The 7,136-nt window shown below is 72.0% G+C and carries 8 protein-coding genes; 7 read left to right on the top strand and 1 reads right to left on the bottom strand.

Annotation, left to right across the window (positions count from 1 at the left end):
* Positions 1 to 272 precede the first annotated feature (272 nt).
* From aroH to VFV89_RS24750, 7 genes are all read left to right on the top strand, one after another.
* Positions 273 to 656 carry a chorismate mutase gene (gene aroH / locus VFV89_RS24780; protein WP_329708667.1) on the top strand — a complete coding sequence of 128 codons (384 nt, stop codon included), beginning with the start codon at positions 273 to 275 and terminating at the stop codon, positions 654 to 656.
* Positions 649 to 1,719, top strand: a complete 1,071-nt coding sequence (locus tag VFV89_RS24775) for a prephenate dehydrogenase (protein WP_329708666.1) — start codon at positions 649 to 651, stop codon at positions 1,717 to 1,719. The genes aroH and VFV89_RS24775 overlap by 8 nt, the downstream gene beginning before the upstream one ends.
* Positions 1,720 to 1,730: 11 nt before the next feature.
* On the top strand, positions 1,731 to 2,420 hold the full coding sequence (gene cmk / locus VFV89_RS24770) for a (d)CMP kinase (RefSeq protein WP_329708665.1): 690 nt from the start codon (positions 1,731 to 1,733) through the stop codon (positions 2,418 to 2,420).
* On the top strand, positions 2,417 to 3,169 hold the full coding sequence (locus VFV89_RS24765) for a lysophospholipid acyltransferase family protein (RefSeq protein ID WP_329708664.1): 753 nt from the start codon (positions 2,417 to 2,419) through the stop codon (positions 3,167 to 3,169). Before cmk ends, VFV89_RS24765 begins: the two co-directional genes overlap by 4 nt.
* The gene (gene der, locus VFV89_RS24760; protein ID WP_329708663.1) at positions 3,169 to 4,527 is read left to right on the top strand and encodes a ribosome biogenesis GTPase Der; all 1,359 of its coding nucleotides are present in this window, start codon (positions 3,169 to 3,171) and stop codon (positions 4,525 to 4,527) included. The genes VFV89_RS24765 and der overlap by 1 nt, the downstream gene beginning before the upstream one ends.
* A gap of 47 nt (positions 4,528 to 4,574) precedes the next feature.
* Positions 4,575 to 5,087 (top strand): hypothetical protein, encoded by a 513-nt coding sequence (locus tag VFV89_RS24755; RefSeq protein ID WP_329708662.1) that lies wholly within the window; start codon positions 4,575 to 4,577, stop codon positions 5,085 to 5,087.
* Positions 5,088 to 5,398: 311 nt separating this feature from the next.
* The gene (locus VFV89_RS24750) at positions 5,399 to 6,391 is read left to right on the top strand and encodes a hypothetical protein (protein WP_329708661.1); all 993 of its coding nucleotides are present in this window, start codon (positions 5,399 to 5,401) and stop codon (positions 6,389 to 6,391) included.
* On the opposite strand, the gene VFV89_RS24875 is transcribed toward VFV89_RS24750, so the two are convergent.
* A complete protein-coding gene (locus VFV89_RS24875) occupies positions 6,309 to 6,557 on the bottom strand; it encodes a group I intron-associated PD-(D/E)XK endonuclease (protein WP_414690427.1) in 249 nt (82 codons plus the stop codon). The two genes, VFV89_RS24750 and VFV89_RS24875, sit on opposite strands and share 83 nt — an antisense overlap.
* Between the last annotated feature and the right edge of the window lie 579 nt (positions 6,558 to 7,136).

The following is a 7,136-nucleotide window of genomic DNA, read 5'->3' as shown; positions in this document are numbered from 1 at the left end:
CGGGCTCGACCGGCGGTGGGGCAGCGGGTGTCTTCGCTGCGGGGGTCTCGACGGGCTCGACCGGCGGCGGGGCAGCGGGTGCCTTTCCTGCGGGGGTCTCGACGGGCTCGACCGGCGGCGGGGCAGCGGGTGCCTTCGCTGCGGAGGTCTCGACGGGCTCGACCGGCGGCGGGCCAGCGGGTGCCTCTCCTGCGGAGGTCTCGACGGGCTCGGCAAGCGATGGCTGAGACAGCGCGCACCGGCGGTCAACGCGCTGACTAGTCTTGACGCCCGTGGCGGTCAGGGCGGTGCGAGGAGCGACCCAGCTCGACTCCGACGACCGCGACCACATGCTCGAGCGGGTCGCGGAGATGGTGCGCGACGCCATGGAGGCCAACGGCCTGGGGGTCGACGACTTCATCTCGGTGATCTTCACCGCCACCTCCGACCTGGTCTCGGAGTTCCCCGCGTACGCCGCGCGGCAGCTCGGCTTCGGCGAGGTGCCGCTCCTGTGCGCCCGGGAGCTCGAGATCGAGGGGTCGATGCCCCGGGTCGTCCGGATGCTCGCCCACGTCGAGACCGACCTACCCAGGTCGGACGTCACCCACGTCTACCTGCACGGCGCTGCGGCACTGCGCCGGGACCTGACCAGGGTGCGGGCGACGCCCGATGAGTGAGCTCACAGGACCGGTCGAGATCGTCGGCACCGGACTGCTCGGCACGTCCATCGCCCTGGCGCTCCGGCGCGCCGGCCTCGACGTGCTCCTGGCCGACGAGTCGGCCGACCACCTGCGCACGGCGTCCGGGCTGGGCGCGGGCCGGCCGGCCGCACCCGAGGACCGGCCGCAGCTGGTCGTGGTGGCCGTCCCGCCCGACCACCTCGGCGCGGTGATCCGGCAGGCGCTGGAGCTCACCGAGGCGTACGGCTCGGTCGTGACCGATGTCGGGAGCGTCAAGTCCGGCCCGCTGGCGGCGGTGGCCGGCGTGCCCGGCGTCGAGCGGTACGTCGGGGGCCACCCGATGGCCGGCAGCGAGCGCTCGGGCCCGCTGGCGGCCAGCGCGGCTCTCTTCGACGGCCGGCCATGGGCGGTGACGCCCCACGAGGGCGCCCTGCCGGAGGCGGTGGAGCTGGTGGACGGGCTGGTCCGCCTCTGTGGCGGCGTACCGGTGCGGATGAGCCCGGTCGAGCATGACCGCGCCGTGGCGCGCACCTCGCACGTCCCGCACCTGCTCGCCGTGCTGGCGGCCGGCCGGCTGGCCGGCGCTCCCACCGACCATCTGGCCCTGACCGGGCAGGGCGTCCGCGACGTGACGCGGGTGGCGGCGGGGGACCCCGTGCTCTACGGCCAGATCGTCTCGGCCAACTCCGAGGCGGTCCTGGACCTGCTCTCCGAGGTTCGCGACCGGCTCGACGCGATCATCGACGCGGTCGACCGAGCCGACCGGGACGCGCTCGAGGTCGTGCTGAAGGAGGGCGTGGCCGGCACGCTGGCCATCCCCGGCAAGCACGGCGGTCCGACCCGGCCGACCAGGTCGGTGTTCGTCTCGGTGCCCGACCACCCGGGCGAGCTCGCCAGGTTGTTCGCGGACGCGGGGGCCAGCGAGGTCAACATCGAGGACGTGCACATCGACCACGATCCCGGCCGTCCGGTCGGCCTGGTGGAGCTGGTCGTCGACGAGAAGCGGGCCGAGCACCTCCTCGCGTCTCTCGAATCCAGAGGCTGGGTCACCCACCGATAGGGTAGTTGCCCGTGAGCAGCGACAGCCCCGGGATCGTCGTCGCGATCGACGGGACGTCCGGATCGGGCAAGTCGAGCACGTCGCGCGGGGTGGCCGACCGGCTCGGGCTGCGCTACCTCGACACCGGCGCGATGTACCGCGCGATGACGTGGTGGATGCTGCGCCACGGGGTCGACGTCCACGACCCGGAGGCGGTGGCCGCCCGCTGCGACGCGCCACGCATCGCGTGCGGCACCGACCCACGGGTGCCGACGATCACGGTGGACGGCGAGGACGTCGCCGCCGCGATCCGGCTGCCCGTGGTCAACGACGCGGTCTCGCCGGTGAGCGTCGTGCCCGAGGTGCGCGCCCGGATGGTCCGCGTCCAGCGAGCGCTCATCGAGGAGGCCCGGAAGGGCGCCGGGATCGTCGTCGAGGGCCGGGACATCGGCTCGGTCGTCTGGCCCGAGGCGCAGGTGAAGGTCTACCTGTCGGCCGACTCCTCCGCGCGGGCGACCCGGCGGGCGGCCGAGGAGGGCGGGTCGGACGTCGGGGTGACCGAGGAGTCCCTGCTGGCCCGTGACCGGATCGACTCCGGCCGCGCGGTCTCGCCGCTGGTGATGGCCGATGGTGCGGTGCACATCGACACGACGTCGTACACGCTCGCCGACGTGGTCGACCGCATCGTCGAGCTGGTGGAGCTGGTCGGGAGCGACGCGTGACCCTGTCCGACCAGGAGCTGCCCCGGAGCGCTCGGCTGCACCCGGCGCGCTACCTCCTCTACCCGTTCCGGCCGCTCGGCCGCGCGGTGATCCGGCGCCGGATCAAGGTGCGCATCGTGTACGGCGAGAAGCTCCCGAAGAAGGGGCCGGTGATCATCGCCTGCAACCACATCGGCGTGGTGGACGGTCCGCTGCTCGCCATCTTCGCGCCGCGGCCGGTCCACGCACTGACCAAGCAGGAGATGTTCAAGGGGTTCATGAAGCGGTTCCTGCTCAGCTCCGGCCAGATCCCGCTGGACCGGTTCAACCCGGACCCGCTCGCTGTGAAGCGCTGCCTGAGGGTGCTCCGCAGCGGCAACGTGGTGGGCATCTTCCCGGAGGGGTCGCGAGGGGGCGGTGAGTTCGACCGGTTCCACACCGGCGCGGCCTACCTCGCCATGGTGACCGGCGCCCCGATCGTGCCCGTGGTCCAGTTCGGCACCCGCGAGCCCGGCGCGCACAGCAGCTCGCTGCCGGCCAAGGGCGAAGTCATCGACATGGTCTTCGGCGACCCGTTCCACATCCCGAGGACGGTCTGGCCGCGGCGCAAGCGCGACGTCGCCGCGCGCTCGGTCGAGCTGCGCCGGCACATGATCGCGCACCTCGACCACGCCAAGGCGCTGACCGGACGATCCCTGCCCGGGCCACTGCCCGGCAAGGAGACCGACCCGGACCCGGCCACCGGGATCACCGACGTCGAGGCCAGCTGATGGGTGAGGCGTCCCAGGAGGGGCTCGAGGAGCCGGTCGGCCCGGTCCCCGTCCTCGCGGTGGTCGGCCGGCCCAACGTCGGCAAGTCCACGCTGGTCAACCGGATCATCGGCCGCCGCGAGGCCGTGGTCGAGGACGTCCCCGGCGTCACCCGCGACCGGGTGTCGTACGACGCGGACTGGGCCGGCCGGGCCTTCACCGTGGTCGACACCGGCGGCTGGGACCCCGACGCCCGCGGGCTGGCCGCGTCGATCGCCGCCCAGGCCGAGGTCGCGGTCACGCTGGCCGACGCGGTGCTGTTCGTGGTCGACGCGACAGTAGGGATCACCGACGACGACGAGGCCGTGGTGCGGATCCTGCGCAAGAGCGGCAAGCCGGTGGTGCTGGCCGCCAACAAGGTCGACGACCAGCGCGCCGAGGCGGAGGCCTACGCGCTCTGGAACCTCGGCCTCGGCGAGCCCTACCCTGTCTCGGCCCTGCACGGCCGCGGCTCCGGCGACCTGCTGGACGCCGTCCTGGCGGCGCTCCCGGAGCCGCCGCCGGAGCGGATCGGCGAGGAGGTCGGCGGTCCGCGCCGGATCGCGATCGTCGGCAAGCCGAACGTCGGGAAGTCCTCGCTGCTCAACAAGCTGGCCGGCTCGGAGCGGTCGGTGGTCGACAACGTCGCCGGCACCACCGTCGACCCGGTCGACGAGCTGGTCGAACTGGGCGACCGCACCTGGCGGTTCATCGACACCGCCGGCATCCGCAAGCGGGTCAAGGAGGCGTCCGGGCACGAGTACTACGCCTCACTCCGCACCACCACTGCGATCGACCGGGCCGAGCTGGCTGTGCTGGTGCTGGACGCCTCGCAGCCGATCTCCGAGCAGGATCAGCGGATCATCCAGACCGTCCGCGAGGCCGGCCGAGCGCTCGTGATCGCCTTCAACAAGTGGGACCTGGTAGACGAGGAACGCCGCTACTACCTCGACCGGGAGATCGAGCGGGAGCTCGTGCAGGTCCAGTGGGCGCCGCGGATCAACGTCACCGCCCGGACCGGCTGGCACGTCGACCGGCTGGTGCCGGCGCTGGACAAGGCCCTCGCGGGCTGGGAGACACGGGTGTCGACCGGCGCGCTCAACGCGTTCCTGGGCCGGCTCGTGGCCGAGCACCCGCACCCGGTCCGCGGTGGGAAGCAGCCGAAGATCATGTTCGGCACCCAGGCGTCGACCGCACCGCCGACGTTCGTCCTGTTCACCAGCGGCAAGCTCGAGGCGTCCTACGAGCGCTACATCGAGCGCCGGCTCCGGGAGGAGTTCGGCTTCGCCGGGACCCCGATCGTGCTCCAGCAGCGGGTGCGGGAGAAGCGCCGGCGATGATCGCTTCCCGACAGCAACCATCACGACGGTCGGGGCGTCGCAGGGGCATGAACCTCCCCAAGATCGTCGTCTCGCTGACCGCGGCGGCGCTTGCCGCCTCCCTCTCCGTCCCCGCCGCCCTCGCGACCCCCGCCGACCGCGACGGCACCCTGATCAAGTGGCGCGGCAAGGAGCGCACCGTCCACCTCTCGTCAGGTCCGGAGGCGATCCCGGGCGCGCCGCGCTCGTTCCGCAAGTTCGCCCGCGCCGAGCTGCGCGCGGCGTGGATCCACGAGCTGGGGCACAAGCCGGCCTGCAAGGACGCGCCGACCATGACGGTACGCAGCCTGCGCACCGACGGGTTCGCCTTCGGCACCTTCGGCACCTACCCGCGGCCCGGCTGCGCCACCGGCGGCGGGTACGTCGCCTACTGGGCGGTGCGCCACGGTGCGTGGAAGGAGGTCATCGGGACCCAGGAGATCCCGTTCTGCGCCAAGCTCGAGAAGTTCGGCTTCCCGTCCGAGCTCGGCATCCACGAGTGCTATGACGGACACGACGTCGTGCCCTACCAGCACGCCTGAGCACCGAGAAGGGGCCGGTCCGACGGGTGCCTTGGCTACGAAGGGCCGACACGGTGGCTGAGGTGCGAGGCGCCCCATTGCCGAGCCTCGAAGCCTGGTCACCCGAGGCCGGGACTCACCTCGGTTGCCTGACCTGCGGGGCTTCGAGGCTCCTTCGAGGCTCGCAAGCTCGCACCTCAGTACGAGCGCCCGTGAACGGCCTCGCACCTCAGCCACCGTGGCGGGCCAGCAACGCGGTGCCGCCGGGTCCGTCCACCCCAGGGCCGCGCCAACCTCGCACGGCGCGCCGCGGGCGCCGCTAGGGTCGGCGGATGGTCGCTCCCCCCGACGCCCTCCGGCTGGCCCGCGCCCTCACCGCCGCAGCGCTGCTCCTCACCGGCCTCTCCGCCGCCGCTCCGGCGGCCGCCGTCCGGCCCGAGCTCGCAAAGCCGATCGCCGGCACCCACTGCTCGGAGTTCCCGGCCGACAACTACTGGCACGCCGACGTGTCGCACCTCCCGGTGCATGCCCGCTCGGCGGCGTGGCTGTCGCACATGGACACCGACGTCGACCTGCACCCCGACTTCGGGCCGTCCTACGGCGACGGGCCCAACTACGGGATCCCGATCACCGTCGTGGGCAAGAAGCACAAGAAGGTGAAGGTGTCGTTCGACTACTCCTCCGAGAGCGACCACGTGAAGTATCCCGTCGGGCGCGACACGAAGATCGAGGGTGGCCGCAGCTCCGACGGCGACCGGCACGCGATCGTCGTGGACAAGAACACGTGCAAGCTCTACGAGCTGTACGCCGCCCGGGAGTCCAACGGGCGCTGGCACGCCGGCTCCGGAGCGGTCTGGTCGCTGAAGAAGAACAGGCTCCGCCCGGACGGCTGGACGTCGGCCGACGCCGCCGGGCTGCCGATCCTGCCCGGGCTGCTGCGCTGGAACGAGGTCAAGAAGAACAAGATCGACCACGCCATCCGGTTCACCACCCCGGAGAGCGCGGCCGCCCACCTGTGGCCGGCCCGCCACGACGCGAGCGACAACTCCTCGCTCGACTACCCGCCGATGGGCGCGCGGTTCCGGCTCTCGGCGTCCTACGACGCATCGGGGCTCTCGGCGTACGCGCAGAACGTCGTGGCCGCGATGAAGAAGTACGGTCTGGTGCTCGCCGACAACGGGTCGGCGTGGTACTTCCAGGGCGAGCAGAACGCCGCCTGGGGGGACCGGCTCATCGAGGACCTCAAGACGATCCCGGCCTCGGCGTTCGTCGCGGTGGACACCTCGTCGCTGATGGTGAGCCCGAACTCGGCCCAGGTGCGCTGACGCGGGTCGACAGGGACACCATCCAGCCGCCTCCCTGCCATCGTCGGCACGTCTTGACCTGGATCCGGGCGAGTGAGCCGCATCGAGACGCGACCAGGTCGTAGCGAGCGGGCTCGAGAGGCCAGGAGACCTGGAACCCGGAGAGCGCCAGCCAGGCGGCGGCCATCAGCGACCCGGCTTTCGGCAGGTTGTCGAGATCGGGCCTGGACACGGACCTGCCGGCTGCCTCGTTTGTGGACACCAAGTGCGAGGCATCCAGTCCGAGGCGCAACGCATGGCCCTTGAGGAGACTGGTGCTGGAACCGCCGGACACACCGAGGTTGGTCGCCACCTGGCTCCAGGACGTCGATGTGACGACCGCACGGGTCAGGTCATCCTCGGTCCATCCTCGAGCTCCGGTGAAGTGGCTACTGTCCAGGCCGAGCTGCGCTGCCTGACCCTTGACGGACCGGATCGCCGTGGACGAGGTCGCTTTGAGCCCGAGCTGACGAAGCACCCCTCGCCAGGAACGAGCGGACGCCACAGCCGCGATCAGAGCTTCGTCCGAGTAGGTCCTGGTCCCCATGCCGGTCGCGCTTCCACGCGCCACCGACAGGTCCGGCCGGTCGGGCTGACAGTGTGCTGGCTCAGGACATCGGAATGGGGTGTCTCACGACATCGGCATAGCGTGTCGCAGGTCATCGGCATGGCTGGGTCTGGCATGGCTCGGCCATGTCGAACTCGTCGAGCTCATCGAAGCGGCGGC

The sequence above is a fragment of the Nocardioides sp. genome (assembly GCF_036274455.1).
In the GTDB taxonomy this organism is placed as follows: Bacteria; Actinomycetota; Actinomycetes; order Propionibacteriales; family Nocardioidaceae; genus Nocardioides.
The sequence above is the reverse complement of the archived record's forward strand: the minus strand, read 5'-3'. Positions and strand labels throughout refer to the sequence as shown.

Coding starts and splice junctions, on each gene's coding strand:
- der (WP_329708663.1), top strand. CDS start 3,169: ATGGGTGAGGCGTCCCAGGAGGGGCTCGAGGAGCCGGTCGGCCCGGTC.
- VFV89_RS24750 (WP_329708661.1), top strand. CDS start 5,399: ATGGTCGCTCCCCCCGACGCCCTCCGGCTGGCCCGCGCCCTCACCGCC.
- VFV89_RS24755 (WP_329708662.1), top strand. CDS start 4,575: ATGAACCTCCCCAAGATCGTCGTCTCGCTGACCGCGGCGGCGCTTGCC.
- VFV89_RS24775 (WP_329708666.1), top strand. CDS start 649: ATGAGTGAGCTCACAGGACCGGTCGAGATCGTCGGCACCGGACTGCTC.
- VFV89_RS24875 (WP_414690427.1), bottom strand. CDS start 6,557: ATGGCCGCCGCCTGGCTGGCGCTCTCCGGGTTCCAGGTCTCCTGGCCT.